The sequence below is a fragment of the Hymenobacter sp. UV11 genome (genome assembly GCF_004684095.1).
Classification (GTDB): domain Bacteria; phylum Bacteroidota; class Bacteroidia; order Cytophagales; family Hymenobacteraceae; genus Hymenobacter.
In genome coordinates this window covers 228,993-242,039 of the sequence record NZ_SRII01000004.1, presented here as the reverse complement: position 1 = coordinate 242,039, position 13,047 = coordinate 228,993, and the positions used below count along the sequence as shown (strand labels likewise).

12 protein-coding genes are annotated in these 13,047 nt (G+C 61.0%); 6 read left to right on the top strand and 6 right to left on the bottom strand.

Annotated elements, in window-relative coordinates; translation table 11 throughout:
* Positions 1-31 precede the first annotated feature (31 nt).
* The gene (locus E4631_RS08460; protein ID WP_133659663.1) at positions 32-1,072 is read left to right on the top strand and encodes a DUF4476 domain-containing protein; all 1,041 of its coding nucleotides are present in this window, start codon (positions 32-34) and stop codon (positions 1,070-1,072) included.
* A gap of 90 nt (positions 1,073-1,162) precedes the next feature.
* Here E4631_RS08460 and E4631_RS08455 read toward each other — a convergent pair whose 3' ends face one another.
* On the bottom strand, positions 1,163-1,639 hold the full coding sequence (locus tag E4631_RS08455) for a DUF4293 domain-containing protein (RefSeq protein WP_133659662.1): 477 nt from the start codon (positions 1,637-1,639) through the stop codon (positions 1,163-1,165).
* A 96-nt stretch (positions 1,640-1,735) separates the two neighbouring features.
* Between E4631_RS08455 and E4631_RS08450 the strand changes: the two genes are divergently transcribed.
* The 4 genes from E4631_RS08450 to E4631_RS08435 all read left to right on the top strand — a co-directional run bounded on the left by E4631_RS08450 (position 1,736) and on the right by E4631_RS08435 (position 6,690).
* The gene (locus E4631_RS08450; protein ID WP_133659661.1) at positions 1,736-2,938 is read left to right on the top strand and encodes an acetyl-CoA C-acyltransferase; all 1,203 of its coding nucleotides are present in this window, start codon (positions 1,736-1,738) and stop codon (positions 2,936-2,938) included.
* 43 nt (positions 2,939-2,981) lie between these two features.
* Entirely contained in the window at positions 2,982-4,634 is a 1,653-nt protein-coding gene (locus tag E4631_RS08445) for a hypothetical protein (protein ID WP_133659660.1), read from the top strand.
* A 28-nt stretch (positions 4,635-4,662) separates the two neighbouring features.
* Positions 4,663-5,964, top strand: coding sequence for a kynureninase (gene kynU / locus E4631_RS08440; RefSeq protein ID WP_240734771.1), 1,302 nt, complete (start codon positions 4,663-4,665; stop codon positions 5,962-5,964).
* A 72-nt stretch (positions 5,965-6,036) separates the two neighbouring features.
* Positions 6,037-6,690 carry a hypothetical protein gene (locus E4631_RS08435; RefSeq protein ID WP_133659659.1) on the top strand — a complete coding sequence of 218 codons (654 nt, stop codon included), beginning with the start codon at positions 6,037-6,039 and terminating at the stop codon, positions 6,688-6,690.
* Between the two features lie 82 nt (positions 6,691-6,772).
* On the opposite strand, the gene E4631_RS08430 is transcribed toward E4631_RS08435, so the two are convergent.
* From E4631_RS08430 to E4631_RS08415, 4 genes are all read right to left on the bottom strand, one after another.
* Positions 6,773-7,435, bottom strand: a complete 663-nt coding sequence (locus tag E4631_RS08430; protein ID WP_133659764.1) for a phosphatidylserine decarboxylase family protein — start codon at positions 7,433-7,435, stop codon at positions 6,773-6,775.
* A gap of 231 nt (positions 7,436-7,666) precedes the next feature.
* Positions 7,667-8,956: a Glu/Leu/Phe/Val dehydrogenase gene (locus tag E4631_RS08425; RefSeq protein WP_133659658.1), complete on the bottom strand. Its 1,290-nt coding sequence runs from the start codon at positions 8,954-8,956 to the stop codon at positions 7,667-7,669.
* 161 nt (positions 8,957-9,117) lie between these two features.
* Positions 9,118-10,092, bottom strand: coding sequence for a phosphatidate cytidylyltransferase (locus E4631_RS08420; RefSeq protein WP_166648247.1), 975 nt, complete (start codon positions 10,090-10,092; stop codon positions 9,118-9,120).
* Between the two features lie 42 nt (positions 10,093-10,134).
* A complete protein-coding gene (locus tag E4631_RS08415; protein ID WP_133659656.1) occupies positions 10,135-11,109 on the bottom strand; it encodes a CPBP family intramembrane glutamic endopeptidase in 975 nt (324 codons plus the stop codon).
* Between the two features lie 240 nt (positions 11,110-11,349).
* On the opposite strand from E4631_RS08415, the gene dusB reads away from it, so the two are divergent.
* On the top strand, positions 11,350-12,339 hold the full coding sequence (dusB, locus tag E4631_RS08410) for a tRNA dihydrouridine synthase DusB (protein WP_133659655.1): 990 nt from the start codon (positions 11,350-11,352) through the stop codon (positions 12,337-12,339).
* 135 nt (positions 12,340-12,474) lie between these two features.
* On the opposite strand, the gene E4631_RS08405 is transcribed toward dusB, so the two are convergent.
* The gene (locus E4631_RS08405; protein WP_133659654.1) at positions 12,475-12,915 is read right to left on the bottom strand and encodes a DUF4174 domain-containing protein; all 441 of its coding nucleotides are present in this window, start codon (positions 12,913-12,915) and stop codon (positions 12,475-12,477) included.
* Positions 12,916-13,047: the final 132 nt, after the last annotated feature.

Sequence of the window (13,047 nt, the reverse complement as noted above, 5' to 3'; positions counted from 1 at the left end):
GAATTCCTGGTTGGCGCTTCACTTTCTCATCATGAAAACCTTTCTTGTGGTGGCTGCTTCGACACTGTTGGCCTGGGTGATAGCTGCCCCGGCGGTGGCGGCGCCGCCCGCCAACCTCACCATCACGGCCGAGCAGGGCCAGCCCTTCAGCCTGGTGCTGGATGGGCGGCTGCTAACCAACCCAGTGGCCCGCCAGATTAGGGTGGGGCTGCTGGTGCCCGGCCGGCACTGGGCCGAGATTAGCGTGCCTACCGGGTACGGCCCGCCAATGCGCATCCGCACCAGCATGTGGCTGCAGCCGGGCGTAGAAACGAGCTACGTGTTGTTGCTGAGTCCCTACGGCCCGCAGCTGCGCCAGGTAGCCATAGGGCCCATTGGCCAGCCGGGCTACGGCTACGGTAACCAAGGCGGCTACTACGGGCAGGGCCAAGGTGGCTATTATGGCCAGGGCCAACAAGGTGGCTACTACGGCCAAGGTCAGCCAGGCGGCGGTTACTACGGTCAGAATCAAGCTCCTGCCCAGAGCCAGGGCGGCTATTACGGCCAAGGCCAGGCTCCGGCGCCCGGCCAGGGTGGCTACAACCCGCGCGCCACCTATCCCGGCGGCAATCAACCTAATAGTTACCCGGCACCGGCGCCCAACCAGCAAGGGGGCTACATAGCCCCGGCGCAGCCAGGCGGCTATGACCAGAATAACGGTCAGGGCACTTACAACAACACCCCCGGTACCTACCCCAACGATGGTAGCTACCCGGCGCCAGCTGGCGCCGCCGGCCTACCCCCCCTCGCCCCGGCCGACGTGGCTGAGCTGACTCAGGACTTACGCCAATACACTACCGATGCCGAGCGGCTGCGCGCGGCCACTGATGCGCTCGCCGAAAGCAGCCTGCGCGCCGACGAGCTAGCCGAGCTAGTCAAAACCTTCACCCACGACGAGTCGCGCATTGAGCTGGGCCGCTTTGGCTACACCCACGTCAGCGACCCGCAAAACTTTGAGCGCGTGTACAAGGCGCTGCAATTTCCTTCCAGCGTGCGCACGCTGCGCCAGCTCATTGGCCAGCCCCAGAATTAACCAAACTACCTCTTTCACACCTCATGGAAAACCCCGGCCGCCAGGAGCAGCCGGGGCTTTTTGTTGTAAGCTGTTTTTAGGCAGCAGCAGCTACCGCAGGCGGTCGTAGTTGCGGCGCACAAATTGCTCGTCGCGGCGAATGAAGCGGGTGGCCAGCAGGTTGAGCAACAGGGCCAGGGTAGGCAGGTAGAAGGCGGGCTCAAACTTACCTTCGAGCTTAGGATTGAGGAAGGTTTCGCCCTGGTTAGAGAAGTAAAAAGCCGCCCCAAACGTGGCAATGATGAGCAAAATGTTGGCTGCCCCCAGCTTAAGCTGCTTGAAACGATTAGTAAACTGAAAAATTTCGTAGGCCGCCAGGGCCGCCGAGGCCACGGCCAGCACCGCGATTACCCACACCGCGCCCGCCGAGGCGGGCTTGGCCATGTTGGCGGCGCTGAAGCCAAAGGCGGTGAGGGTGAGCTCCTGATGGGTGAGGCCATCGACTTTGTACCACAGGGGTAGAGCCAGCATACTGAGCATGCACAGCGCCACTAGTAAAAGGAAAACGCTTTGAATTCTTTGTATCATCTTTGCGGTTGTGATAAAGGCCCGCGCCAACGTGCGTAGCCAGGCCAAAATTAGCCCTCAACCGGCGGACTCGCTTCGCCCCAACGATACAGTAGAATGCCCAATGCGTATATCGTGGATGCCGTGCGCACCCCGATTGGAAAATTTGGCGGCGCGCTCAGCAGCGTTCGCCCCGACGACCTGGCCGCGCTCGTGCTCCGCGAGCTGCTGCGCCGCAACCCCAGCCTGGACAAAAACGCGGTCGAAGACGTCATTATGGGCGCCGCCAACCAGAGTGGCGAGGATAACCGCAATGTGGCCCGCATGGCCTCCCTGCTGGCCGGCCTGCCCGTAACGGTACCTGGCAGCACCGTTAACCGGCTGTGCGCCAGTGGCCTGCAAAGTATTATCGACGCGTTTCACGCCATCAAGTGCGGCGAGGGCGATGTGTACCTGGCCGGCGGGGCCGAAAGCATGACCCGTGCGCCCTTCGTGATGGCCAAGTCGTCGACGGCTTTTGCCCGCGACTTTATGGCCCACGACACCACGCTGGGCTGGCGCTTCGTGAACCAGCGCCTGGCCCGCGAGCACTACCCCTATACCATGGGCGACACGGCCGAAAACGTGGCCAAGCAGTACAACATCAGCCGCGAGGACCAGGATTTTTTTGCCTTCGAAAGCCAGCGCAAGTACCACCGCGCCGCCGAAAAAGGCCGCTTTCGCAAGGAGTTGGTGCCGGTGTTCCTACCCCAGCCCAAGGGCGACACGGCCCTATTTGACACCGACGAGCAGCCCCGCGTATCGACTCTCGAAAAGCTAGCGACCCTCAAGCCGGCCTTTCAGCCCGATGGCGGCACCGTGACGGCTGGCAACTCGGCGGGCATCAACGACGGTGCCGCCGCCGCCCTGCTGGTGAGCGACGACGCCCTGGCGCGCTACAACCTCAAGCCCATGGCGCGCATTGTCTCGTCGGCCGTGGCGGGCGTTGACCCCTCCATTATGGGCATGGGCCCGGTGCCGGCCATCCGCAAGGCGCTGGAGCGCGCCAAGCTTACCCTGGACGACATGGACCTGCTCGAAATCAACGAAGCCTTTGCCTCGCAGAGTGTGGCCGTGGTGCGCGAGCTGGGCGTTGACGTAGCCAAGCTAAATGTGAACGGCGGCTCCATTGCGATGGGCCACCCGCTGGGCTCCAGCGGCGCACGCATTGTAGCTACGCTGGTGCACGAGATGCAGCGCCGCGAGGGCGTGCGCTATGGCCTGGTAGCCATGTGCGTAGGCGTGGGCCAGGGCGTAGCCATGATAGTGGAGAAAGTGTAGTTTGGAAACCAGCGCGCACCCTTTAGCTAGCTCAAAAGCTTCTTTGTGGCTGGTTCGCCTGTTGCCCGACCGCTACCGGCGGGCAATTGTAGGGGTGTTTTTCAGCTTGCTGTTGGTTGGCGGGCTTAGCATTGTGCGCGACTATGGGTCGTTTGGCGACGAAGTTGCGTGCCGCGAATCGGGCCAGATTTCGCTGTTTTATCTCTACCAACTGGTGCCGCCCCCGTGGCGGCCGGCACGGTCGGTGGCCTGGCTGGCGGCGTTGCCCCGCAACTCGCAGCTGGCTTACTACCGCGACCGCGACTATGGCGTAGCCTTTGAGTTGCCCATGACCCTCATTGAGAAGGCCAGCGGCTATACGCAGATGCAAGACGTTTTGCGTTTGCGGCATACTTGCGTCTTTCTGGTATGTTTTGCGGGCCTAGTGGCTTTTTACTGGCTGGCTACCCAGCGACTGGGCAGCTGGCGGGCAGGCCTGCTGGGCGCGCTGCTGCTGGTGCTTAGCCCGCGGCAGTTTGCCGATTTTTTTTACAACACCAAGGATGGCGTTTTTTTGGCTTGCTGCCTGGTAGCTATGGCTACGGCGGTTGCACTCGTGCGCCGGCCGCGCGCCAGCGTGGCAGTGGCGCACGCGCTAGCCTGCGCGGTGGCCATTGATGTGCGAGTGGTAGGCGTGGTGCTACCGGCCTGCACCCTGGGACTATTGGCCCTGCGGGCGATGAGCGGCAACTACACCAGGCAGCGCGTGGGCCGGGCGGTAACCCTCTATGCTACCTTACTGGTGCTGGCTACGGTGGCTTTCTGGCCCTACCTATGGGCGGCGCCCTGGGCTCGCTTTACCTGGGTTTTTACCAGCATGAGCCGCTACCACTGGGACTATCCCATTCTGCACCAAGGGCGCATTATTCCCACCGTGCGGCTACTGCCCTGGAGCTACGCGCCGGTTTGGCTGGGCATTACCATTCCGCTGCTGTACTTGGCAGGGCTGCTCCTGAGCCTGGGGCTGCTGGTGCGGCAACTGGTCCGGCGGAGCTGGCACCTGTATGCCGGCGATGGCGAGTGGCAGGACCTGCTATTTTGGGCGCTGGGCCTGGGGCCGCTGCTGGCGGTAATTGTGCTGCATTCGGTGCTGTACGATGGCTGGCGGCAACTGTACTTTGTGTACCCGCCGCTGCTACTGCTGGCCCTGCGTGGGCTAGTAGCGGCGTGGCGCTGGCAGCCGTCCTGGCTGGCGCTTCGGGCCAGTTGGCCGTTGGCAATGGGGGTAGGGATGGCCGTTAACCTGGTAGTTATTGGCCGCGAGATGATTAGCTTACATCCACTCGAATGCTTGTATTTCAATGCCTTTGCTGGCACGCACCCCGAGCTACGCTACGAATATGACTACTGGAATCTTAGCTTTCGAAAAGGACTGGAGTGGATAGTGCAGCACGACGCGCGACCCCATATCCGGGTAACCGGCAACAATGAGTATGCGGCGCTCATGAATTCTTATCTCCTCACGCTCGCCGAGCAGGCTCGCCTGACCATTGTGCTCGATGCGGGCCCGGCAGATTACCTGCTCACTACGTATCGCTTTCACTGGCGGCCCTACCCCTACGGCGCGCCCGTATACGGGCTGCGGGTGGGTAAAGAAGGCCGGCGGGTGTTCGATATTTTCCGCCTACCCCCCCCGCCGGCCGATAGTGTGCGCTAAGCCGGTTATTTCTGCCGATTTTTGCAGAATGCTCCTCCCTACCCCACCCCTTATGGCCTACGATGCCTCGCCCGATTTTGCCACTGCCCAGGATGCGGCCGACCCGCTGAAAGCGTTCCGCCACGAGTTCCACTTTCCGCCGGGGCCCGATGGGCAGCCGGTGGCGTATTTCTGCGGCAACTCGCTGGGGCTGCTGCCCCGCGCCGCCCGCGCCGCCGTGGAGGCCGAGTTTCAGGCCTGGGAAACCAAGGCGGTGGAGGGCCACTTTCACGGCGAGTCGCCCTGGATGTATTACCAGGACAGCCTGGCGGCATCCGCGGCCCGCGTAGTGGGCGCCCAGCCGCTGGAAGTGGTGATAATGAACACGCTAACGGTGAATCTGCACCTGCTGCTTATTTCTTTTTACCAGCCTACCGCCACCCGCTACAAGGTGCTGATGGAAGGCGGCGCCTTCCCCTCCGACCAGTACGCGCTCGAAACCCAGGCCCGCCTGCACGGCCTCGACCCGGCCGAGGCTATTGTGGAGATGCAGCCCCGGCCCGGCGAGCACACCCTGCGCACGGAAGACATTGCCGCCAAAATAGCGGAGCTGGGCGACTCGCTGGCTACAGTTATTTTTGGGGGTATCAATTACTACACGGGGCAGGTGTTTGATATGGCGGCCATCACGCGGGCGGGGCACGCGGTGGGCGCCAAGGTGGGCTTCGACCTGGCCCACGCGGCCGGCAACGTGGTGCTGCACCTGCATGACTGGGACGTGGACTTTGCCTGTTGGTGCACCTACAAGTACCTCAACTCGGGGCCGGGCGGCACGTCGGGCGTATTTATTCACGAGCGCTTTGCGCACCAGCCCGATTTGCTGCGGCTGGCCGGCTGGTGGGGCAACGACCCGGCCGAGCGCTTCCAGATGAAGAAAGGCTTCCGGCCGGCGGCGGGCGCGGCGGGCTGGCAGCTTTCGTGCGGGCAGGTGCTGCCCATGGCCGTGCACCGCGTCAACCTCGACCTCTTCGACCGGGCGGGGGGGGTAGGCGCCCTGCGGGCCAAGAGCGAGAAGCTAACCGGCTACCTCGAATTTCTTATCAATCAACTCGGCTTACCCACCAGCCGGCTCGAAATTATTACCCCCCCCAACCCGGCCGAGCGCGGCTGCCAGCTCTCGCTGCTGGTGCACGACCGCGGGCGTGAGCTGTTCGACTACCTGGCCGCGCGGGGAGTAGTGGCCGACTGGCGCGAGCCGAATGTCATCCGCCTTGCACCCGTACCGCTGTATAATTCGTTTGAAGACGTATACCGGGTGGGCGCGGCGCTTTTACAATTTTACAGTGCGTAGTGAACCCTGAGCAGCTGGCTATCAATTGCTACTTGCTAACTGTTTAGTACTTACTGCCTACTGAGTTTAATTATGGAAGATTACGCGGCCAAGATGGCACTCAAAACTGCTGCTGACCTGCGCGCATACGTGACAGGCTATGTGCAGTACCGCGAAGAGGCCGTGCTGGCCGCGCTGGCCGAATTGCGGCAGCGGGGCCAGCCTGCCCCCGAGGAGGAGGCCCTGCGCCCGCAGCTCGAAGCAATGGTGCAGCAGGCGGCCACGGCGCAGCTCAGCCAGCCTATCCCAGCCGAGGCATCGGCCCTACCCGCCGACGACCAGCCGGTGCTGTACACGCCAGGCGTTATCGTGCTTTTTTCGGTGCTGTTCAACACCATTATTACCGGGGCAGTGCTGCTGGCTATCAACATGCGCCGGCTGAAAAACACGAAGGCTATCTGGATACTGGTGGCGTTTGTGCTGGCCTACCTGATTGGCGAGGCAGTGATAGTCAACCAGTTCATGAAATCGTATACGTTGAGCCCTCTGTTTGTATCGCTGCTCAATCTACCAGCCATTTTGGCGTACATCCTGTGGTTTTGGCCGCGCTACGTGGGCACGCACGCGTTTCAGCCGCGCAGTTGGCTGGTGCCGTTGCTTGTCTGCTTCGTCATTGTGATAGGGCTGGGCTTGTTGCTACCCCACCTGCCCGGCGCGGCGCAATTCATGAAGCAGCAAGGCAAATAGAAAGCCTGAACTAAATGAGAAGAGCCCGGCCGCATATTGCGGCCGGGCTCTTCTCATTTAGTTCAGGTGAGGGGGGTAGGCGCTAGTCTACCAGTTGGCAAAGCACGGTTTCGCCGCCCTTCACTTTCTGGCCCAGCTCTACTTTAATCTGGGCGTTGAGGGGCACGAAAATATCGACCCGCGAGCCGAATTTGATGAAGCCAAACTCTTCGCCCTGGCTTACTTCGTCGCCCTCGTTCACGTACCACACAATGCGGCGGGCCATGGCCCCGGCAATTTGCCGGAAGAGCACCAGCGGGCCGGCATCGCTTTCTACTACTACCGTGGTGCGCTCGTTCTGGGTGCTGCTTTTGGGGTGCCAGGCCACTAAGTACTGGCCGGGGTGGTACTTGAAATACTTGACGATGCCCGACACCGGGTTGCGGGTAATGTGCACGTTGATAGGCGACATAAATACGCTGATTTGCCGGCGGGCATCTTCAAAGTACTCGGGCTCAAATACTTCCTCAATCACGACTACCTTGCCATCGGCCGGGGCCAGCAGCAGGTCTTCGTGCGTAAGCAAGCGGCGGAAGGGCGAGCGAAAAAACTGTAACAGCATCAGAAACGCCACCACTGAGGCACCGGCAAAAATGCGATTAAACACCACGTTGGGCGCATTGTAGCGGTTCAGCAGCAGGTTGAGGGCCAGCAGCACCAGCAGCGTCACGAACAGGATGCGGCGGCCTTCTTTATGTATCTTAATCACGGATTACGCGGATTTTAACGGATTTCACGGATTTTGTGGACGGTCCGCGAATGACTTTTCAACTGACTTTAGTTTTTCACCTAACTAACACGCAAGTTAACGGTAACAGTTGCCACTGACCTCTGCGAAAAATGGACGACTACCAGCCCGCGTCATTAAAACCGACGCGCAGCTAATAATCGTCCACAAAATCCGTGAAATCCGTTAAAATCCGTGTAATCCGTGATTTTAGTAGCCGCCGCGGTATTTATACGTCTGGGCTACTTTGTCGATGGCCACCACGTAGGCGGCAATACGCATCGGGATATTATACTTGAGGCTCACGGCGTACACCTTTTCAAAGGCGTCTGCCATGATGCGGTCGGCGCGGTCGGTCACCATGTCGAGGCTCCACTTGAAGCCCTGCTTGTTCTGCACCCACTCGAAGTAGCTCACCGTCACGCCGCCCGAGTTGGCCAGGATGTCGGGCACTACCAGAATACCTTTCTCATTGATAATCGGGTCGGCCGAGGCCGAAGTAGGGCCGTTGGCGCCTTCCACAATCAGCTTAGCTTGAATGTGCGGAGCGTTGTGCTCCGTAATCACGTCCTCCACGGCGGCGGGCACAATCACGTCTACCGCCGAAATTAGCAGCTTGGTCGGGTCCATGGGTTCCGCCCCTTCAAAGCCTTCCAGGCGGCCACTGTGGGCATTTTTATACGCAATAGCCTCGTCTATATTAATGCCGTTTTCGTTCCAGTAAGCGCCCGAAATATCGGATACACCTTTCACTTTCAATCCTTTATCAAACAACAGCTTGGAAGCCCACGAGCCCACGTTGCCGAAGCCCTGCACGGCCACCGACGTTTCTTCGGGCTTCATGCCGAGCTTGGCCAGCGCGGCCAGGCACGACACCATTACGCCGCGGCCAGTAGCCTCGGTGCGGCCCAGCGAGCCACCCATTACCAGGGGTTTACCAGTTACCACGGCCGAAGCTGTCTGGCCCACGGCCTTTGAGAATTCGTCCATAATCCAGGCCATTTCGCGGGGGCCGGTGCCCATGTCGGGAGCCGGAATGTCGCGGTCGGGGCCAAATACGTCCTTCATGCTCACGGTGTAGGCGCGGGTGAGGCGCTCCAGCTCGCCCACGCTCATGGTGGTAGGCTCGCAAATAATGCCGCCCTTGGCACCGCCGTAGGGGATATCTACCACGGCGCACTTCCAGGTCATCCAGGCGGCTAGGGCTTTCACTTCGTCGAGGTTCACGTTCTTATCGTAGCGAATGCCGCCTTTGCTGGGGCCCAGAATGGTGTTGTGTACCACGCGGTAGCCCTCAAAAACGTGGACTTTCCCATCGTCCATCATCACTGGCAGGTGCACGATAACTTGCTTGTCGGGTGCCTTCAATACCTCATAAGAGGTATCATCGAGGCCCAGAATTTCGGCCGCGATATTGAAGCGCGACATCATAGATTCCAGGGGATTCTCGGTATTGCCTACCTGCGGGGCGGGCTCTTTATACACAGTGGTGGCTGCCATGTGAAGGGGGAAATGGTGGAGGGTGGGTGGGATTGGGAAGATGCGTGTGCTTACGAAAAAGCCCCACAAAGGTAGGCTTACGGCGAATGACTAATGCCGAGTGCCGAATGACTGATGTCGTTCTGTTGGGTTGAACGGCATTCGTCACTCGGCACTCGGCATTAGCTAAACAGCACTTGCAGCAGCGCCAGCACCGGCAGCACCAGCAAAAAGGCGTCGAAGCGGTCGAGCAGGCCACCGTGGCCGGGCAGGAAGGTACCCGAGTCTTTCACGCCCGCGCTGCGCTTGAGCATCGACTCGGCCAGGTCGCCGAGGGGGCCAAATACGGCCACTACCCCCGCCGCCACCAGCCGGTGGCCCAGCGGGATATCGGGCAGAAAATAGCCGGCTGCCCAGCCCACCAGCAACGTGAGCGCCGCCCCGCCGGCCCAGCCTTCCCAGGTTTTGCCAGGCGAAATGCTGGGCGCCAGCTTGTGCTTGCCAAAGTTTTTGCCGGCGAAGTAGGCCCCCGTGTCGGCCGCCCAAATAAAGAGGATGAGGCAGAAAACGCGGCCGGGCTCGTAGCCATGCGGGCCATGCGCTATCACCGTCAGCAACGCCATCGGAATGCTAATATAAAAAATCCCGCCCAGCGCTACCCCAATGTTAGCAAACGGCGGCGACGACTTAGGCCAAGCAAATAGCTCATACAAGAGCGATACGAAGCTCAGGGCCATCGCCGCAAGTAGCACGCGCAAGGTGATAAATTCCCAACCACCTATAGTATTAGCGTAGCCTGTTTTTGCGGCAATAGCAAGCGGGGCATTGGCTAGAATACCAGCCGAAGCATGTTTTTCAAAAGAAAAACCTACCCAAAAGGATTCGTACCAGAAAATAGCGAATATGATTACGCCCCCCACAATTCCCAGCAACGCCAATGGCTTATATCCGGCGGCCCGCATTATCCGGTAAAACTCCTTGAGCATCACGGCCTGCACGGCGGCGAAAAATAACCCGAACGAGATGGGCCCACCGAAGGTGCAAGCGATAAGCAGCGCCGCCGCGAGCGCCCCCCAAATGGCGCGCAGGCGCAGGTTGCTGGGGCCTTTTTTAGGCTGCGTATCGTCGGGGGGGGTAGGGGTAGCGTCGGGGTTCAAATCGGGCAGTGGCTGGGGCGCGGGCGCCCAGGGTGGAAAAGCTTAGGAAAGGCGCCGCTCGCTGGGCGGCGCGGCGTCGAAGGCGGGCGAGGGGGTAGGGCGGCCGGCCGCCCAGCGCTGGTGCAGCCAGTAGAGCAACCCCGCCGTGAGCACGGCCGACAGCAAGATGGGCGGCCAAGGCAAAGGCTGCGTCGAGTCGGGGTCAAAAGCACTGGGCAGCTGCTTGCCCTGCGCCAGGTAGAGCAGGATGAGCTGAAAGGCATTCTGGGTGAAGTGCGCGGCCATCGACACTAGAATATTGCCGCTCCACTCGTACAAATACCCCAGCACCAGCCCCAACACGAAGCGCGGCACAAACCCAAAAAACTGCACGTGAATGGCCGAAAAAATGGCCGCCGCCAGCCACACGCCCACGTGCCTTGAGTTGAACCACACCACCAGGTTGCGCTGCACGCCACCCCGAAACACCAGCTCCTCGGCCATAGCCGGCACAATGGCAATAACGATGAGGCCCACCAGCAGCCGGCCCGGCGAGTTAAAATCGGTCAGAAACTTGGTGAGGCCGGCGGCCTGGTCTTCCTTGTCGCGGGCCCACAGCTCGAAGTCGTGCAGGGGGGTAGGAAAGTGCACGCCGGCGTTCCAACTCACCAGCGCCGACAGAAACGGCACCGAGCAGATAATTACCAGCCCGGCCGCCGCCGGCCACCACGCTGCCCCCAGCCGGCGCGGCGCAAAGTAGCTGGCCACCGACTGCCCCAGTACCCGCGGCAGCAGCGCCACGCCCGCGCCCGCGCCCGCCAGCGACAGTCCCTGGTACAGCATCAGCACGTCCCAGCCGTGCGGAAACTTCTCGGGCGCCGTGGCCAGCAGGCCAAATTGCTCCATCGACAGGCCGTATAATACATTGGCCAGCACCAGGGCCAGCAGGCTAGCCAGGCACAGCCCCACCACGGCCAGGCCCAGCAGCATTAGGAGCTGCACGGCGGGGTGCACGGGGCGGGGCAGCAAACCTTTCATAGAGGGGGTAGTGTTCAAGGGGGTGTAAATTTGCGCAATAAATTCTCGGTGGCGGGCAACGGGATAAATGTTGTTCCAGCCGAGAACGTCATGTTTATCTGGCGTCCGCTTGTCGAAGCATCTCGTTCGAATCGTTGCGTTAGTAAATTCAACGATTCAAGCGAGATGCTTCGACAAGCGGACGCCAGATAAACATGACGTTCTTTTCTTGCTTTCTAGCTCTAAATATCCCATATTCCTGTGGTCAATATTCGTAATATCCAGCTCCCCGACTTCCCGCTGCTCCTCGCCCCGATGGAGGACGTGAGCGACCCGCCCTTCCGGGCCGTGTGCAAGGCCAACGGCGCCGACCTGATGTACACCGAGTTCATTTCGAGCGAGGGCCTGATACGGGCGGCAGCCAAGAGCCGGCAGAAGCTCGATGTGTTTGATTACGAGCGGCCTATCGGTATTCAATTGTTCGGCTCCGATGTGGACACGATGGGCGAGTGCGCAGCCATCAGCACCGAAGCCGGGCCCGACCTCATCGACATCAACTACGGCTGCCCGGTGAAGCAGGTGGCCATGCGCGGCGCGGGCGCGGCCCTGCTGCGCGACATCCCCAAGATGGTAGCCATGACCGCCGCCGTGGTCAAGAACACCCACCTGCCCGTAACCGTGAAAACCCGCCTCGGCTGGGACCTCGACACCCTGAACGTGGAGGAAGTAGCCGAGCGCCTGCAAGATGTCGGCATTGAGGCGCTTACGGTGCACGGCCGCACCCGCGTGCAACTCTACAAGGGCGAAGCCGACTGGCGCCTCATCGCCAAAATCAAGGAAAACCCGCGCATCAAAATCCCCATTTTTGGCAACGGCGACATCGACTCGCCCGAAAAAGCGCTGGCCTACAAAACACGCTACGGCGTGGACGGCGTCATGATTGGGCGCGCCGCCATCGGCTACCCCTGGATTTTTCGGGAAGTAAAGCACTTCGTGGCCACCGGCCAGAAGCTGGCCCCGCCCACCCTTGAAGAGCGCATCGCCATGTGCCGGATGCACTTCGACAAAAGCCTGGAGTGGAAGGGTCCCAAGGCGGGCATCTTCGAAATGCGCCGCCACTACGCCCACTATTTCCGCGGCCTGGAGGGTGCCAAGCAGTGGCGCACCCGCCTGGTCGATGCCGAAAATGGCGCCGACGTGTACGCTATACTAGAAGAAATCGCGGCCAGCGAGGCTGTGCTGGTGGGGTAGGGAGTGGGTACGCATGAACGTATAGTAAAAGAACGTCATGCAGACCGAAGGGAAGCATCTCGCTCGCGCCGTTGAGGCTAGTAACCCGACGACGCGAGCGAGATGCTTCCTTTCGGTCTGCATGACGTTCTTTTTTTACCGCTTTCCACCGCGCATCTCCTGCCGGCGCATGGGCATTTTATCCACCGTGCCGAAGAGGTCGGCGGGGGGTAGGGGCCGGGTGCTCACCCGCTTCACGCCGCCGTCTTTGCCGATGAGCACCACCCGAAAGCCCGTTAGCGGCTGGCCCAGCTGCTGCGTCCAGCACTGGCGGTCGGCGGGCGTGAGCTGGTCATAAGGCACTTCCAGCACCTGGAAGTCGCGCTCGGCCAGGCCCGCGGTGGTGGCGGCCAGCAGTTTTTTTTGCGTTTGAAAATCGGCCTGCGCGGCCGTGGGCGCACCGATGAGCAGCAGCCGGTGCTGCCAGCGGCTGGCCCGCAGCGTGGCGGCCAGGCCGGGGGGTAGGGCGGCCTGCGCGGCCAGCAGCGGCACTAGCAGGGCGGCCAGCCCGCGCAAAAGTTGGGAGGTACGCATCATTTTCAAAACCAATTGCGGAGTGGATTCTTAAAGAATACGCAGACGCGGCAGCTTGGTAGAAGTTGTTTCACCGCTTTTTCAGGGGCAGCCTGCCGCGCTTTTTCGCGTATACCCTTCCTTTGCGCATTCACC